Genomic DNA, 15818 nt, shown 5'->3' with positions numbered 1-15818 from the left:
GAGCAAAGGGACTGCCGATGAGCAATCAGCAATGGAAAGCGAAATGGCGTCGTAACGATATCGCCTTCCACCAGGATGCCGTCAACCCGCTGCTGCAACAGTTCTGGGAAGAACTGGAACTGCCGGAGGGCAGCGTGGTACTGGTCCCCCTGTGTGGCAAGAGCCTGGACATGGGCTGGCTCGCGACGCTGGGCTTCCGGGTGATGGGGATCGAGCTCAGCGACATTGCCGTCCAGGACTACTTTGCTGCGCTGGACGTCGTCCCGATCCGAGCGCGGCATGGTCGTTTCGCCAAATGGAAGCACGGCAATACCGAAATCTGGCGCGGCGATCTTTTCGATCTTACCGCACAGGATCTGAGCGAGGTCCGTGGCCTGTACGACTGTGCCGCGCTTACCGCGCTGCCTGCCGACATCCGTATCCGCTACGTCGAGCACATCACCAAGGTGTTGCCGCCAGGTTGCCAGATGCTGTTGATGACGACCGAAAGCCCGGACGACACCCAGGCCGACTCGGCCCTTGAGATCGATGAGGAGGTGGCCGCCCTGTACAGCGCCGGCTATACGGTCGAACTGCTCTATGGCAAGGCGCGAATCAAGATCGACCCGGAATACCCGGACGAGCCGGCGGCTTCATTCGATGAAAAGGTCTACCGCATCCGTCCCCGCCCGGTACAGGATGCCGCCTGACTTCCCCCGGCACTATTTGTCGATGGCTGGAACCATGTCATCGAGCCACAACACCTGGTCCGAATAGGACTGCAGGTCGGTCGACAGGCTGGCTTCGGCGCCATTGAGCCAGAATTCCTTGTGCAGGTCTGATTTGATGTAAGACACGGCGTCCTCGAAGTCGCCGTCGCCGGCGGTGAGGATCAGACGGTCGTAGACGTTCTGCGCGGCGAGCTTGATGATCAGGGTAGCGATGCCGACGTCGACGCCTTTCTGCACCTGGCGGTCGAAGGTATGCGAGCAGCTCGGGCATTTGCTGCGCATTTCCTTGAGTCGGTAGAGCTGCACGCGCATCTTCGGTCCGCGCGGTGGCGCCGACTTGACCCAGGCATGAAAGGCGTTCTGCGCATCGGTGGCCGGGTCGGGAGTGGAGTTGAGGTAGTAGCTTTCGTAGATCGGTCCGCCGTTGGCGTTTTCCAGCTCGTTCTTGAGCTTCAGATAATCGATGCCGTTGGGTCGGCCCTTGCCGTAGTTGAACAGGTAGGCGGCATCGACAATCCAGACGGTTTTCATGGTTAATCCTTGCACATGATCGTGGCGGCACTCTAGCTGGTCGCGGCAACAAAGCGAAGCGATCCCGCGTTCAGCCCTTCCAGCGCCTGCGCTGCAGCTGCCAATGCAGCCACAACGGAATGAGCAGTGCAGCGGGGGCCAGCAGCGCGTAGCCGACCAGATCAGGCGCATTGGCCGGGTTGAAGGCGTGCCAGATTGCGATCGCACCACCCACCAAACCGATCGCCGCCCCTATGGCCAACACCCCCAGCCAGCCCCGATGAGTTCGCGCCAGCCCCGCCGGCCCATGACGCAGGTAACCCAGCATCAGCCGCCAGCCGGCGATGATCGCCACTACCTGGGCCAGCATAGCGAGATCGAAGATCACCTGCAGGGTGCGCAAGGGGATCGGGTAGGCCGGATAGGACAATACCAGAATCGCCACCGTCAGCAGGGTGAGCGGCAACAGCAGCAGGACGGCTTCGGCTGCGCCCAGCAGCCGGTGGCTGCGGGCGGTCATGCGGGCGCCTCGAGGATGAAGTCGCGGGTTGCCCGGGCCACCTCATCCGGGGCCGTGACCACCAGCGTGTGGGCGACCTCGGGAATGATGTGAAGTTCTCCGTTGGGGAACAGCGTCACCAGCAGATCACAGAACGCCTGGTGGGCGATGGGGTCGTGCTCGCCACGGATCACCAGCACGGGTGCCTCGACCCTCGGTGCCTTGTCCTCGATGCGATCGGTGATCTGATACATGAACGAGCGGAACAGCCGCCACAGCCCGGCTTTCTCGTAATCATCGGCGGTGACATCACCGAGCCAGTCGGGGTTGTAGGCATTGTTCTGCCGCCAGCGGATGAACTGCCAGAAGCCCGAGCGTTCATCCGGCGGCGTGGTGGGGCCCTGGAGAATCGCCCGGTCGACCCGCGCGGGATAACGTGCCGCGAGATCGGCGATGACCTGGCAACCAAAGGAGTTGCCGAGAAAGGACGCCCTTGGCAGATCCACGGCATCCATCCAGGCGTCCAGCCAGTCGGCCATTTCGGGCACGTTGAGCACCCTGCCGGGATCGCCACTGTCTCCGTAGCCAGGGATATCGGGGATGTACAGCCTGAAGTCGTCGGTCAGCTCGCGCGCCGTGGGGATCATGTATTGGCCGGACAGCCCCGATCCGTGCACCAGTACCAGCGCCGGCGCGTCAGCTGGTGCGGCGTCCAGCGACCTCAGGGCATGTATGCGCAGCCCCTCGACCTCGCTGAAATGCGAAGCCAGGCTGCCGGGGTCCATGGCCTCGTGCCTTGGCGCGAAGCCGAAGTCGGCCGGGTCGTCCGCCCAAGCCCGAGCCGCCAGCGCACCGCCTCCCAGCGCAACGACGACGCGCATGAAATGCCGCCGGTTCACCTCCCGGGCTCCCTCATACGTTCTCCAGCCGTACGCCGTGGTGGCCGCCACGGGCATGGATGAAACGCTCGGCCTGGTCCAGCGACATGGGTGCCGGCAGCGGATAGTGATCCTCCACCGCCCCCTTCAATGCCTCGCTGTAGCGGGCAAAGTGGGAAAAGTGCGCCGGGTACGTGTCAGGTTTCAGCCCGAGCAGTTCGCCGCGCGCACGCGCGCGCTGGAGCATCCTCTGCCAGGCCTCGATGGGCGGGAGCCCGATGGAGTCGACCCCATGCGCGAACAGCATGAGAAAGATCTCATCGTAGGGTTCGGCCTGGTCCAGGTAGCGGTTGAGGTTGTCCAGCGACGGTTGCATGTTGAAGGTCATCCAGTAGGGCACCGAGCCGGTACGCAGCGTCCAGTACGGCTCGTGGAGAATGAATGACTCCACCACCAGGCGCCGGGTCGGCAGATCCAGCGCCTGGTACCAGTCACGGTACAGCTCGGCAATCAGAGGGCTGGTCTGTTCCGGCTCATCGAACAGGATGCGTACCACCCGATAACCATTGTCGCGGGCCAGTTCCAGCAGCTCGGGGCGCAGGGACGGCTCGAAGCCCCACTCGGCTTCCGGGCTGTCGGTATCGGGCTCAGGGGGTTGCCAGCGGCTGACCGGCGAGTCGTATCGCTGGAGGTATTCGGCTACCCGTTCACCCCCATGGAAATACTCGTCCTGGGTGGCTCCACCTTCGGCGCCGAACTGAAAGAAATGCCGATCGCCAAGCCGTTTGGTGGGCCAGCGGCGGTTGCATTCGACAACGTACAGCGTCCCGCCAGGCTCCAGCGAGGCGCTGATGAAGTCCCGGTAGGCAGCCGGCAACCTGATGAACTTGGATCTGTAATAGGTGATGAGCCCGAGCATCAGGCGATCCTGGCTAGGGTCGTGCATATGGTGAAGCTGCGAACCGGGATTGGCGTCGAGGAATCGGCGTGCGGTGTCGATCTCCGTTTCCATCGCCTTTACCGGATCGTCGGGATGCACGTCCTTCTGGTCGATGAGGGTGAGAATCGTCTGCGGCAGCCAGGGAATACCCAGGGCGGCGGCCAGGTGCACCAGAGCCCCATTGGAGGAGCCGATCATCAACGCAGGGTAGCGGCGCTGCGGATAGAGGGTGGCGAGCCAGTTGGCCACCTCATCCATGTCCGCCTGCTCGACTTTCTTTGGCTTGACGCCTTCCCGTGCGCCCATATGGGCGAAGGTCTGCTCGCGCAAGTGGCGTGGCAGCAGATCAGCGCCCTTGACCGCAGTCTGCATGATCTTCGCCTGGCCCAAACCGGCGAAGTCTCGGTCGTTGAGAAAACGCCCCAGCGACTGGGCCATGGCGCAGGCGGAATCGAACTTGGCAATGCCGGACGGAGGAGCCATTGGAATCCTGCATGAAGGATGAGTATCGGGACGGCCAAGGGCCGCCGTTGCTCGGTAGACGGGGTCTCAGGAGGTGAGTTCAGCCCCGTCGGGGCGGTCATGTTTGAGGATTTGTCAGCGCTGCGGCTGCCCGTGGAAGGTCGGAGAGCCCTTTGCTGGCGCGCAGCGGCTACACTGGGAAGCCCAGTACACAGGAGTTCGTTATGCCCATCAGCAGCAAGGGGTCGGCCGGCAGGCTGGCCGTATCCGGGTGAGGCCAATGTTTGAAATCACTCCCTTCGACCCGGAAAGCTATCGTCGCCAGACCCGCAAGAGCAGCCTGGTGGTGATCGCGATCTTCGCCGCCCTCGGCATGGGCCTTGCGACGCTGTCGGTGGCGCTCTTCGGCGAGCCTGGTGGCAACAACTTTCGCTGGAACCTGGCCGGCATCCTCGCCGGGTTGGTCCTGACCGTCCTCATCGTGCGGCACAAGCTCTGGCACCAGCCATTCATGGCAGCTGCCGCCTATGGTTGGCAGCTCAAGCGCAACCTGATGCGTATCACCAACGTCATGCATCAGGTAGAGGCGGGGGTGGCGGCTGGCGACCCCGCGGCGATGAAACTCTTGCGCTTCTACCACCTGGGCGTTGCCCAGATGCATCGGCTGGATGGCAACTCCTCCGCCGAAGCGGACTTTGCCCGCAAGTCCGACCAGCATCTCGAACGCATGCAGGAGCAGGACCTCGCCCCCGAGCAGACCTGCTACGACCCCGCGTGGCTGGAAGCGGTGAAGAAGTACAAGGTAGCCAAGAAGTAGTAGAGCAAGCGGCTCAAGCTCCTGCGTGGCTGGCCGCTAACACTTTCAGGCACCCTTCGTTCGTGCGGCATCGCCGCAGGGGTTCTACTCGAACCACTCGCCTCGACAGGCTTCTCTGCACCCCCGCTACGTCAACCATACCCGGCCCGGCTCCGTCACGCATTCTGGAGATTCCCCGATCATGATGTCCTACGAGCAGCAGCGCCTTCTTGCGCTCAAGCAGTTGAACCTGCTGGACACCCCACCGAGCGAAAGCTTCGACCGGATCACCCGCATGGCCAGCCAGCTATTCAACCTGCCCATCGCTGCGGTCTCGCTCACCGACCACGATCGCCAATGGTTCAAGTCCCGGGTCGGGGTGGACCACTGCGAAATTCCCCGGCTCAAGGCCTGCTGCGGGGAAGTGGCCGACCTCTCCGACATGCTGGTGGTCAACGATCTGCTGGAGTCGGACGTTTACCGCGAAAGCGTGCTGGCCGAATCCGGCATCCGCTTCTACGCCGGAGCACCCTTGCTGACCCGAGACGGCTTCACCCTGGGCGCGATGTGCGTACTGGGCAACGAGCCCCGCCAGATCAGCGATCAGGAGCGCGCCGCGTTACGCGATCTGGCTTCCATGGTGATGGCGCAGATCGAGATGCAACACGCCTTCGGCCGTATCGATCCATTGACCGGCCTGCCCAATCGCAGTCAGTTCGCCGAGGATCTTGAAGACCTGGCGCGCGACGAGCCGGGGGGCGACCGTTTCGCCCTGTTCACCGACCTTATCGACCTGGCGCAGATCACCGCTGTCCAGCGTACCCTGGGGCCCACCTTCGTCGATACGCTCGCCAGATCCGCTGCGCTTCACCTACAGCTCAGCCTCCCTGGCGGGGCGCGGATCTACAGCGTCAGCCCCTGTCAGTTCGTTCACCTGCTCCCCAGCAGCGATGAGCACGCCGCCCTTGCCTTTGCCTCCCGAGTCCGCGAAGGCCTGGCCGGCCTGGCCCCCGACGAAACCGCTGCGATGCTGATTCGTCCGGCCGTGGGCGTCGCGCCTTTCCGGCTGGGGGAGGCCAATGCTGAAAGCGTGCTGCGCATCGCCCATGGCGCCTGTCAGGATGCACGCCAAGACGAAACGGGCGTAGGTCTCTATTCGAGCGAGCTGGATGCCTGCCACCGCCGCCGTTTCACACTGCTCCGCGACTTTCGCGCCGCGCTCGCCAGTCCGAGCCAGCTGCGCCTGGACTACCAGCCACGTGTCGCCATGGCCACTGGCGCTTGCGTTGGCGTCGAAGCCTTGATTCGCTGGGAGCATCCAGCCCTCGGCGCCATTTCACCGGCGGAATTCATTCCGCTGGTGGAGCAGACACAACTGGCCAGGCCGCTCACCGCCTGGGTCATCCGCGCAGCGCTCGAGCAGGCCGCGACCTGGCGGCGCAGCGGGATCGGGCTGTGCATATCGATCAACATCACGGCCGCCAACCTGGAAGAAGAGGATTTCGCCGTTAGGCTGCTGGGAGCCCTCGATGAGCACGGCTTGCCGGTAACCGCCATTGAACTCGAGTTGACCGAAAGCGCCCTCATCAGCAACGGCCCGTTGGCCCGCCGCCAGCTCGGTCTGCTCGCTGCCGCCGGAGTCAGAGCCGCGATCGACGATTTCGGCACGGGCTACAGCAGCCTGTCGTATCTGCAGGAGATCGCCGCGCAAGTGGTGAAAATCGACCGCTCGTTCATCATGCGACTGAGCGAGCAAGCGCGTAGCCAGACCCTGGTCCGTTCGATGGTGACCATGGCTCACGATCTGGGCTACAGCGTGGTTGCCGAGGGTGTGGAAACCCAGGCGGTCTATGACCTGCTGCGGTCGCTGGGGTGTGACGAGGCCCAGGGCTACCTGATGTCGCCACCGCTGCGCGCGCACCTGTTCGAGGATTGGCTTGCTACCGGCTGGTGAAAGAGCAGACCGTCCTGCGATGCAAGAGCTGAACCTCCGCGCCTGACGGGCGGAATCGGGCAAAGGCTGCCTCGCAGCCCGGTCCGTTTCCCGCAGCGCCTCGGCCGAAAACCAGTCTCCATCCCCAGGCGCTTCCAGTTCAGAGTCGCCTGCTTAAAGGTTCGTGAAAGTTTCACCCCTTAGGCTCTGTTCGGTTGCGCACATCAATAACAATAGGAGACATCGGCATGCTGACCTTGATCGGCTTGTTGACCATCGGCAGTCTGGTACTGCTCCTGCTTATCGGACGCATGTCCCCCATCCTGCCGCTGATCGTGGTTCCACTGCTTGGGGCGCTCGCCGCCGGCTTCGGGCCTGAAGCCATTTCGGGCTTCTACACCGAAGGGCTTGGACGGGTGATTTCCATCGCCACTATGTTCGTGTTCGCCATCACCTTTTTCGGGGTGCTGCAGGACACCGGGCTGTTCCGCCCCATCATCAACGCGATGGTGAGGATCACCCGGGGCAACGTGATCGCCGTGACCGTGGCCACAGCAGTGATCGGCATGCTGGCCCACCTGGACGGCGCGGGCGCGACCACCTTTCTGCTGACGGTCCCGGCGTTGTTACCCCTGTACAAGGAGCTGCGCATGAGCCCCTACCTCATGCTGCTGTTGCTTGCCCTCGGAGCGGGCATTCTGAACATGGTGCCCTGGGCGGGGCCGCTGGGCCGTGCCTCGGCGGTGACGGGCATCGACGTGACCGAGCTGTGGCACGGGCTGATTCCCGTGCAGATCTTTGGCGCGGTACTGCTGGTGGCCATGGCCGCGCTTCTCGGCTGGCGGGAAAAACGCCGCATCGCGGCAGCGACTGGCGACGTCGATCCGGGCGGGCCGGTGGAAACCTTTGGTGGCCTGCAGGATGCGTCCGCCGCGGAGCTCGAATTGCAACGTCCCGGACGCATCTGGATCAACGCAGCCTTGCTGCTGATAGTGATCGTCGCGCTGTTCATGGGTGTGCTGCCGGCTGGCTACATCTTCATGATCGGCCTGTCGGCAGCCCTGCTGATCAACTATCCGGGTGGCAAAGTCCAGATGCAGCGCATCGGGGCGCACGCACCCTCGGCCCTGACCATGGGCATGATCATCCTGGCCGCGGGCTCGATGCTGGGGATCTTCACCGGTACCGGGATGTTGTCGTCCATCGCCCAGGATCTGGTGCGCGTATTGCCCGAGCCGATGGTACCGATGCTGCACATCGTCCTGGGCGTGTTCGGCCTGCCCATGGAGCTGGTATTGAGCACCGACGCCTACTACTTCGGCCTGCTGCCGGTGGCGCTGGAAGTCGTCGGCACTCACGGCGTGGAGCCTGCCAGCGTGGTGTACGCACTGACCATCGGCAATATCATCGGCACCTTCATCAGCCCCTTCTCCCCGGCACTCTGGCTGGCCCTGGGTCTGGCCGGGCTGGACCTGGGACGGCACATCCGCTACTCGCTGTGGTGGATGTGGGGCTTCTCGCTGGTGCTGTTCATGGTGGCCTGGGGTATGGGGCTGTTCTAGTTATTGGGGTCTGTCCCCTATTTGCGGGCGTCCGGTGGCAGGATGAGAATGGCGCGGAAATCGTTGACGTTGGTGCGCGTCGGGCCGGTGACGATCAGGCTGTCCAGCGCGGCGAAGTAACCGTAGCCGTCGTTGTTGGCCAGGGCGTCGGCGGCACGCAGGCCTAGCGCCTGGGCGCGGGCGTAGCTGTCCGGGGTCATCAGGGCGCCGGCGTTGTCTTCCGAGCCGTCGATGCCATCGGTGTCGCCGGCCAGTGCATGCACATCCGGCAAGCCCCGGAGATTCTCCGTCAGGCTCAGCAGGAATTCGGCGTTGCGTCCGCCGCGACCGTTGCCGCGAACGGTGACCGTGGTTTCGCCGCCGGAGAGGATCACGCAGGGCGGGGCGATCGGCTGGCCGTGCAGGATGACCTGGCGGGCGATGCCGGCGTGGACCTTGGCCACCTCGCGGGCCTCGCCTTCCAGGTCGCCGAGGATCAGCGGCGTGACGCCAGCGGCGCGGGCCTTTTCCGCAGCCGCATCGAGCGACTGCTGCGGCGTGGCGATCAGTTGGAAATGGCTGCGCGACAGGCAGGGATCGTTCGGTTTCACGGTTTCCGATCGCGGGTCCTCCAGCCATTCACGCACGTTCGGCGGAATCTCGATCTCGTAGCGCGTCAGGATCGCCAAGGCTTCGGCCGAGGTCGTGGGGTCGGCGACGGTCGGTCCGGAGGCGATCACCGTGGCCTCGTCGCCGGGCACGTCGGATATCGCGTAGGTATAGACGCTGGCCGGCCAGCAGGCCTTGGCCAAGCGACCGCCCTTGATTGCCGAAAGGTGCTTGCGCACGCAGTTCATTTCGCCGATGTGCGCGCCGGAGCGCAGTAGCGCCTTGTTGATTGCCTGCTTGTCGGCCAGGCTGATGCCCTCGGCCGGCAGCGCCAGCAGCGAGGAGCCACCACCGGACAGCAGGAAGATCACCCGGTCGCTTTCCTCGAGATCGCTGACCAGTTCCAGTACCCGACGGGCGACGCGCTCGCCGGCATCGTCCGGCACCGGGTGCGCGGCTTCCACCACTTCGATCTTGCGGCAGTCGGCACCGTGCCCGTAGCGGGTCACCACCAGGCCGGAGATCTCGCCTTCCCAGGCCGCTTCGATGGCTTCGGCCATGGCTGCGGCGGCCTTGCCGGCACCGATGACGATGGCACGCCCGCTGCGATCGGCGGGCAGATGATCGGCCAGAACCTGGCGCGGGTGAGCGGCATTGATGGCGGCGGCGAACAGTTCGCGCAGCAAGGCTTGCGGGTCGAGGGTCATGTGCAGCTCCTTGTATGAGGTCTGGGGCCGATTCCAGACCTTAGCGCTCGGCTATGCAAGTAAAAAAGCAAGCGCTAAGGGTTGGAATCGACCCACCCGGCAATCGGGCCGTGACGCCTTCTGCCGAGCAGGTCGAAAGGGGGCGCACCTTGTGAGTGCGGATGTCGCTGTATGCCCTGGGATGGCTATCGCTTCGCGTCACGCATCCCTGGTTCGTCGTTTGCTGCGGTAAATGGCGTTGAGCGCTGCGATACCCCGCATCGCTATCTGGGTCCGACGAAGGGTAACGCAGGCTCAACTCAACGCTTTCGCTGCTCGATCATTCCTTGCGGATCGAGAAGTTGGCCATGTGCTCAAGGCCCTTGATCAGCGCCGAGTGGTCCCAGCCGCTGCCGCCGATGGCCGCACAGGTGCTGAACACCTGCTGGGCGTTGGCGGTGTTGGGCAGGTTCAGGCCCAGTTCACGGGCACCGGCCAGAGCCAGGTTGAGATCCTTCTGGTGCAGGCTGATGCGGAAGCCAGGATCGAAGGTGCCCTTGATCATGCGCTCGCCATGCACTTCGAGAATCTTCGAACCGGCGAAGCCACCCATCAGCGCCTCGCGGACCCGGGCTGGATCGGCGCCGTTCTTCGCCGCGAACAACAGCGCCTCGGCGACGGCCTGGATGTTCAGCGCGACGATGACCTGGTTGGCGACCTTGGCGGTCTGGCCGTCGCCGTTACCGCCTACCAGGGTGATGTTCTTGCCCATGACCTGGAACAGCGGCAGGGCGCGAGCGAAGCTCTCCTCGCTGCCACCGACCATGATCGACAGGGTGGCCGCCTTGGCGCCCACTTCGCCGCCGGATACGGGGGCGTCCAGGTAGTCGGCGCCGGTCGCCTTGATCTTCTCGGCGAACTGCTTGGTGGCGCTGGGCGAGATCGAGCTCATGTCGATCACCAGCTTGTTCGGGCCGACGCCCTCGGCGATGCCGCTGTCACGGAACAGCACCTCCTCGACATGGGGGGTGTCCGGCACCATGACGATGATGAACTCGGCCTCCTGGGCGACTTCCTTCGGGTTCGCCAGGACGACGGCGCCAGCCTCGACCAGGGCGGCCGGTGCCGCGTCGTGGTGGCTGGAGACGAAGAGGCTGTGGCCAGCCTTCTGCAGGTTCTGAGCCATGGGCAGGCCCATGATGCCGGTGCCGATGAATCCGATTTTAGCCATGAGTGTTCTCCTCTCGATTCAGTCTGAGTCGCGTCGGTTCAGATCACGTTGTGCGCTTTCATCCAGCCGAGGCCGGCCGCGGTGGTGGTGGCCGGCTTGTACTCGCAGCCGATCCAGCCCTGGTAGCCGACACGGTCCAGGTGCTCGAACAGGAAGCGGTAGTTGATCTCGCCGGTGCCCGGCTCGTTGCGGCCCGGGTTGTCGGCGAGCTGCACGTGGTTGATCGCCGCCAGGTTGCTTTCGATGGTCCGCGCCAGGTCTCCTTCCATGATCTGCATGTGGTAGATGTCGTACTGCAGATACAGGTTGGGGTGGCCGACCTTGTCGCGGATCGCCAGCGCCTGGCGGGTGGTGTTCAGGTAGAAGCGCGGGATGTCCCGGGTATTGATCATCTCCATGACCAGGCGGATGCCGGCGGCCTGGAGCTTCTCGGCGGCGTAGCGCAGGTTTTCGACGAAGGTGCGCTCGACCGCGGCCTCGTCCGCGCCCTGCGGCCTGATGCCGGCCAGGCAGTTGACCTGGGTGTTGCCCAGTACCTTGGCGTAGGCGATGGCTTGGTCGACGCCGGCGCGGAATTCCTCGACCCGCTCGGGGAAGATGGCGATGCCGCGGTCGCCGCCCGCCCAGTCGCCGGCCGGCAGGTTGAACAGCACCTGGGTCAGGCCGTTGGCATCCAGGCGGGCCTTGATCTCCTCGGCGGGGTAGTCGTAGGGAAACAGGTACTCGACGCCGGTGAAGCCAGCTTCGGCGGCAGCGGCGAAACGGTCGAGGAAGTCCTGCTCGGTGAACAGCATGGACAGGTTGGCGGCAAAGCGGGGCATGGAGCGTATCTCCTGATCTGTAGGGCCCAATTCGGTGGATGTGCTGACGCGACATCCACCCTACGGTGCTTCGGTGGTGTGGTTCGGTGGATATGCTTTGCGATATCCACCCTACGGTTGCTTCGTAGGACGGATGGCCGCCCCGTGGAAGATCGCGAAGCGTCTTCCACGCGGTGTCAAATCAATCCAGCAGGCCGACCGCGGTTGGCGCGTCCTCGCGGCCGCTGGCCAGCGCTTCGAACTCGTTGATGGCGTCGATCTCGGTGCCCATGGCGATGTTGGTCACCCGTTCGAGGATCACCTCGATCACCACCGGCACCCGGTGCTCGGCCATCCAGGCCTCGGCCTGTTCGATGGCCGGACGCAGCTCTTCCTGGCGGAACACGCGGAGCGCATTGCAGCCCAGGCCCTCGACCACCGCGACGTGGTCGACGCCATAACCCTCCATGCCCTGCTGGTCGGAATTGATGTTCTCGAAGCCCAGCTGCACGCAGTAGTCCATGTCGAAGCCGCGCTGCGCCTGGCGGATCAGGCCGAGGTAGGCGTTGTTCACCAGGATGTGAATGTAGGGCAGCTTGAACTGCGCGCCCACGGCCAGCTCCTCGATCATGAACTGGAAGTCGTAGTCGCCCGACAGCGCCACCACCTTGCGTTGCGGATCGGCCGCGACCACGCCGAGGGCCGCCGGGATGGTCCAGCCGAGCGGGCCGGCCTGGCCGCAGTTGATCCAGTGGCGCGGCTTGTAGACGTGCAGGAACTGCGCGGCGGCGATCTGCGACAGGCCGATGGTGCTGACGTAGCAGGCATCCTTGCCGAAGGCGTTGTTCATGCATTGGTAGACGCGCTGCGGCTTCATCGGCACCGTGTCGAAGTGCGTCTTGCGCAGCAGGGTGCCCTTGCGTTCCTGGCAGTCGGCGGCCCAGGCGCGGCGATCCGGCAGGCGGCCCTCGGCCTTGCGCGCCTTGGCGACCTCGACGAACAGTTCCAGCGCGGCGCCGGCGTCGGAAACGATGCCGTAGTCGGGGGCGAACACACGGCCGATCTGGGTCGGCTCGATGTCCACATGGACGAAGGTGCGGCCCTTGGTATAGACCTCCACCGAGCCGGTGTGGCGGTTGGCCCAGCGGTTGCCGATGCCGAGCACGAAGTCCGAGGCCAGCATGTTGGCGTTGCCGTAGCGATGACTGGTCTGCAAGCCGCACATGCCGGCCATCAGGGGATGGTCGTCTGGAATCGAGCCCCAGCCCATCAGCGTCGGGATCACCGGCACGCCGACGGTCTCGGCGAATTCCACCAGCAGCGCCTCGGCTCCCGCGTTGTAGATGCCGCCACCGGCGACGATCAACGGACGTTCGGCGGCGCAGAGCATGTCGATGGCCTTCTCGATCTGCGCGCGGCTGGCGCGCGGCTTGTACACCGCCAGCGGCTCGTAGGTCTCGATGTCGAACTCGATCTCGCCCATCTGCACGTCGAACGGCAGGTCGATCAATACCGGGCCGGGCCGACCCGAACGCATCAGGTGGAAGGCCTGTTGGAACACGCGCGGCACCAGCGCCGGCTCGCGCACGGTGACGGCCCATTTGGTCACCGGCTTGGCGATGGATTCGATATCCACGGCCTGGAAGTCTTCCTTGTACAGCCGTGCGCGAGGCGCCTGGCCGGTGATGCAGAGGATCGGGATGGAATCGGCCCAGGCGGAATAGAGGCCGGTGATCATGTCGGTGCCGGCCGGACCGGAGGTGCCGATGCACACGCCGATGTTGCCCGGCTTGGCCCGGGTGTAACCCTCGGCCATGTGCGAGGCGCCTTCGACGTGGCGGGCGAGGATGTGGCGGATGCCGCCATCGGCACGCAGGGCCGAATACAGTGGGTTGATCGCCGCGCCGGGAATGCCGAAGGCGGTGTCGATACCCTCCTTGCGCATTACCGCTACCGCGGCATCGATTGCTCTCATACGCGCCATGGATCGTTTCCTCCTGACTCTTATTCGATAGTTTTCCTACGTGGCTCAAGCATGCAGGCCTGGAACGAAAGGCGGAATTGGCCGAGACTTCAGTTCTCTCGATATCAGGAGTATCGAATGGACCGCTATACGACCCTGCGCAGCTTCGTGCTGGTCGCCGATTGCGGCAGCTTCGCCGCCGCCGCGCACAAGGAAAGCGTGACCCCGGTGGTGATGGGGCGGCGCCTGGACGCGTTGGAGCGCCACCTGGGCGTCAAGCTGATGCACCGATCCACGCGCGGACTGTCGCTGACCGACCTGGGCGAGCAGTACCTGGAACGGGCCCGCGTGCTGCTCAAGGAGTTCGACGAGGTGGACGCCAGCATCAGCCACGACCGCACCTCCGTGCGCGGCCACCTGGTGGTGTCGGCCCCGGCGGCGTTCGGCCGTCGGCATATCGGCCCGCACGCGCCAGCGTTCCAGGCGCGCTATCCGGACCTGCAGCTGTCGTTCAACTTCACCGACAGCGTGGTCGACCTGGTGCGACACGGCTACGACATGGGCATCCGTATTGGCGAGGTCACCGACCCCAACTACGTGGCGCTCAAGCTGTTCTCCAACCGCCGGGTGGTCTGCGGCGCGCCGGAGTACTTCGCCGCCCACGGCACGCCGCAGACGCTGGAGGAACTGACGCGGCACAATTGCCTGGCGTTCAACCTGCAGGGCGGCCAGCAGCGCGGCTGGACCTTCCTGCGCAACGGCCGCCAGGTGGCGGTGCGGGTGGCGGGGAACCTCGACTGCAACGACGGCGAACTGCTGTTCGACTGGGTCAAGCAGGGCCTGGGCATCGGCTGGCGCTCGACCTGGGAAATCCAGGCCGAGCTCAAGCGCGGCGAACTGGTGACGGTACTCGACGAGTACGCCTTGCCGGCGTACGACATCCAGGCGGTATATCCGCAGCAGCGCTACCTGCCGGCGAAGGTGCGCTTCTTCATCGACTACCTCAGGGATATCTACAACGCACCGGGCTATTGGGAGGTGCGTCGTTCATGAACTGCCCGAGCACGAACTGACCTGCGAATACGGTTGCCGCAAGCAGGTCATCGGCGAGCAAACAGCGAGCAAGGCAGTTAAGGACTCGCTGGGGGTCGATGGGGCGGCGAACGGTCCAGATTGGAAAGAACTGACCGTGGTGTAGCAGCTAAGAAAGCCAGCGTGGTCTGTCCCTGGTTTTTTGTTTTCAGTTTTCGATTACGCCGCGCCTGTGAAAAACCAGCCTCGGTCGCTCCCTGGGTCAGTTTGTTCCAACGAGGAAGCGCTCGATCCTGACCGGGTTTGTTCGCGCCGGCGACCGGCAAGGCCGCGGCAGCTTCGGGCGGCACCGGTGGTCGCTTGTTCGGCCAAGCGCCGTGTGAACATGGCTTCCATAGCCTGTGCGGCCTCTCGCATTTCCTTGCGCAGGGCTTGCTGCTCGGTATCGGTCGACGACATTTTGCGATCTCCTCAAGAAAATCCGCTCTTGGAAGATCCTAGCTCCCGGCCGACCGCGCATTGATGCAGGTCAGCGAGGTTGAGCTCCCTCGGTCATCCCCTGACGGCCGGCGGTTCTGCGGGGGAAATTGGAGTCTGTCCTCGATTCCTCCCCGCGTGGCTTTGTCGTGGAGGCGAAGCCGCAACGGAAAAGCCATCGTCGTGCCTGCGTTTGTTATGCTATTTGCTTAGCTTTTTAAGGATGTAGTCCGTCTCCCACGCTTGAGAATCAGCATCACAAGAAAATCTTGCACGGTCACTTCTTCCATCGTAATCATATACATCTAGGCTTAGCCCTAGCTCCTTGTTAAGGTGATCGTACAAATCTTTTCGTTGTCTGCTTGTGTTGTTTTTACAGAAACCCTGAATCGCCGCCAAAATTTTCTCTTTATTCATTTTAATACTCCTCTTTCGGGTTATGAATACTCTTTGAATAGCATAACGCTTGTTTAAAGGGGCGGACTTCAGCTCGTCCCAGTGAGCGAGGCGAGCGGTTTCAACCAGTTGTTATAAGCCATTACGATGGATCTGCTCATATGCTTCGTAAAGGCTCTCTACACGACTTGCCCTCAATGAGGATTCATTAGCTTCGACGTTTAGTCCGTACGCCGCACAAACGAAAATCGAACGAAAATCGGAACGAAAATCGGGGTCTGTCCCTGAGGAATCCCCACAAATCTACTCCAGTTGCTGAGCTTGGCGGCGCACCTCATCACGCAGCAGTAGCTCC

General features: G+C 63.8%; 14 protein-coding genes. 5 read left to right on the top strand and 9 right to left on the bottom strand.

Features of this window, described 5'->3' with window-relative positions; genetic code table 11:
- The first annotated feature begins 17 nt into the window (after positions 1 to 17).
- The gene (locus tag ACFOMF_RS04165) at positions 18 to 689 is read left to right on the top strand and encodes a thiopurine S-methyltransferase (RefSeq protein WP_386361538.1); all 672 of its coding nucleotides are present in this window, start codon (positions 18 to 20) and stop codon (positions 687 to 689) included.
- Positions 690 to 701: 12 nt separating this feature from the next.
- Here ACFOMF_RS04165 and ACFOMF_RS04160 read toward each other — a convergent pair whose 3' ends face one another.
- From ACFOMF_RS04160 to ACFOMF_RS04145, 4 genes are all read right to left on the bottom strand, one after another.
- Positions 702 to 1241, bottom strand: coding sequence for an NYN domain-containing protein (locus ACFOMF_RS04160; protein WP_386361537.1), 540 nt, complete (start codon positions 1239 to 1241; stop codon positions 702 to 704).
- A gap of 70 nt (positions 1242 to 1311) precedes the next feature.
- On the bottom strand, positions 1312 to 1740 hold the full coding sequence (locus ACFOMF_RS04155) for a hypothetical protein (RefSeq protein WP_386361535.1): 429 nt from the start codon (positions 1738 to 1740) through the stop codon (positions 1312 to 1314).
- The gene (locus tag ACFOMF_RS04150; RefSeq protein ID WP_386361533.1) at positions 1737 to 2600 is read right to left on the bottom strand and encodes an alpha/beta fold hydrolase; all 864 of its coding nucleotides are present in this window, start codon (positions 2598 to 2600) and stop codon (positions 1737 to 1739) included. Before ACFOMF_RS04150 ends, ACFOMF_RS04155 begins: the two co-directional genes overlap by 4 nt.
- Before the next feature lie 31 nt (positions 2601 to 2631).
- Entirely contained in the window at positions 2632 to 4020 is a 1389-nt protein-coding gene (locus ACFOMF_RS04145) for a hypothetical protein (RefSeq protein ID WP_386361531.1), read from the bottom strand.
- Positions 4021 to 4279: 259 nt separating this feature from the next.
- Between ACFOMF_RS04145 and ACFOMF_RS04140 the strand changes: the two genes are divergently transcribed.
- The 3 genes from ACFOMF_RS04140 to ACFOMF_RS04130 all read left to right on the top strand — a co-directional run bounded on the left by ACFOMF_RS04140 (position 4280) and on the right by ACFOMF_RS04130 (position 8290).
- A complete protein-coding gene (locus tag ACFOMF_RS04140) occupies positions 4280 to 4816 on the top strand; it encodes a DUF3087 domain-containing protein (protein WP_386361529.1) in 537 nt (178 codons plus the stop codon).
- A gap of 181 nt (positions 4817 to 4997) precedes the next feature.
- Complete coding sequence (locus ACFOMF_RS04135; protein WP_386361527.1) at positions 4998 to 6749, top strand: sensor domain-containing phosphodiesterase; 1752 nt, start codon at positions 4998 to 5000, stop codon at positions 6747 to 6749.
- Between the two features lie 227 nt (positions 6750 to 6976).
- Complete coding sequence (locus ACFOMF_RS04130) at positions 6977 to 8290, top strand: CitMHS family transporter (RefSeq protein WP_386361525.1); 1314 nt, start codon at positions 6977 to 6979, stop codon at positions 8288 to 8290.
- A 17-nt stretch (positions 8291 to 8307) separates the two neighbouring features.
- On the opposite strand, the gene ACFOMF_RS04125 is transcribed toward ACFOMF_RS04130, so the two are convergent.
- The 4 genes from ACFOMF_RS04125 to gcl form a co-directional block, all read right to left on the bottom strand.
- A complete protein-coding gene (locus tag ACFOMF_RS04125) occupies positions 8308 to 9585 on the bottom strand; it encodes a glycerate kinase type-2 family protein (RefSeq protein WP_386361523.1) in 1278 nt (425 codons plus the stop codon).
- A gap of 319 nt (positions 9586 to 9904) precedes the next feature.
- Positions 9905 to 10795 (bottom strand): 2-hydroxy-3-oxopropionate reductase, encoded by an 891-nt coding sequence (locus ACFOMF_RS04120; RefSeq protein WP_386361521.1) that lies wholly within the window; start codon positions 10793 to 10795, stop codon positions 9905 to 9907.
- A 38-nt stretch (positions 10796 to 10833) separates the two neighbouring features.
- Positions 10834 to 11616, bottom strand: coding sequence for a hydroxypyruvate isomerase (hyi, locus tag ACFOMF_RS04115; RefSeq protein WP_386361519.1), 783 nt, complete (start codon positions 11614 to 11616; stop codon positions 10834 to 10836).
- Between the two features lie 181 nt (positions 11617 to 11797).
- Positions 11798 to 13579 carry a glyoxylate carboligase gene (gene gcl / locus ACFOMF_RS04110; protein ID WP_386361518.1) on the bottom strand — a complete coding sequence of 594 codons (1782 nt, stop codon included), beginning with the start codon at positions 13577 to 13579 and terminating at the stop codon, positions 11798 to 11800.
- 117 nt (positions 13580 to 13696) lie between these two features.
- Here gcl and ACFOMF_RS04105 point away from each other — a divergent pair, with 117 nt between their 5' ends.
- Positions 13697 to 14611 (top strand): LysR family transcriptional regulator, encoded by a 915-nt coding sequence (locus ACFOMF_RS04105; RefSeq protein ID WP_386361516.1) that lies wholly within the window; start codon positions 13697 to 13699, stop codon positions 14609 to 14611.
- Between the two features lie 657 nt (positions 14612 to 15268).
- Here ACFOMF_RS04105 and ACFOMF_RS04100 read toward each other — a convergent pair.
- The gene (locus ACFOMF_RS04100) at positions 15269 to 15484 is read right to left on the bottom strand and encodes a hypothetical protein (RefSeq protein WP_386361514.1); all 216 of its coding nucleotides are present in this window, start codon (positions 15482 to 15484) and stop codon (positions 15269 to 15271) included.
- Between the last annotated feature and the right edge of the window lie 334 nt (positions 15485 to 15818).

Source organism: Stutzerimonas tarimensis (assembly GCF_042648805.1).
In the GTDB taxonomy this organism is placed as follows: Bacteria; Pseudomonadota; Gammaproteobacteria; order Pseudomonadales; family Pseudomonadaceae; genus Azomonas; species Azomonas tarimensis.
Note: the sequence above shows the minus strand (reverse complement) of the source record. Positions and strands in the feature narration are given on the sequence as shown.